We start from the raw sequence: 587 nt of genomic DNA on the forward strand, positions 1-587 counted from the left end.
ATCTCGGCACCAAACAGGGTTTTCTCGGTCATTCCATAGTCATCGGCGCAGTCCTTGACCTCAGGCAGCATTTTTACCGGGACGTTGAGAATGGCCAGAAGCTCGTCGTCCCAAGCGTTTTCCGCGATGTTGTAGACCAGCGTGCGCGAAGCGTTGGTGGCGTCGGTGGCGTGGACCTTGCCGCCGGTCAGCTGCCAGATCAGAAAACTGTCGATGGTGCCGGCCAGCAATTCGCCCTTCTCGGCGCGTTTCCTGGCGCCCTTCACCTTGTCGAGTATCCAGGCGATCTTGGTGCCCGAGAAATAGGGATCGAGCAGCAAGCCGGTCTTGCGCGTGAATTTCTTCTCCAGCCCCTGCTTCTTCAGTTTCTGGCACAGCGGCGTGGTGCGCCGATCCTGCCAGACGATGGCGTTGTGAATCGGCTTACCCGTCGCTCTGTCCCAGACGACGACGGTCTCGCGCTGGTTGGTGATGCCTATAGCGGCGACGTCCGAAGCCTCGCGACCAGCGGCCTTCAGCGACGCCCTCACGGTCGTCACGATGCTGCCCCAGATCTCTTCCGGGTCATGCTCGACCCAGCCGGAGGC

1 protein-coding gene is annotated in these 587 nt (G+C 61.2%); it reads right to left on the reverse strand.

The window, feature by feature from the left end:
* Positions 1–587, reverse strand: a 587-nt coding sequence (locus tag ACWTU8_RS31975) for an FGGY family carbohydrate kinase (RefSeq protein WP_455851273.1), incomplete at both ends; no start/stop codon positions are given.

Source organism: Mesorhizobium sp. BHbdii, from assembly GCF_053848045.1.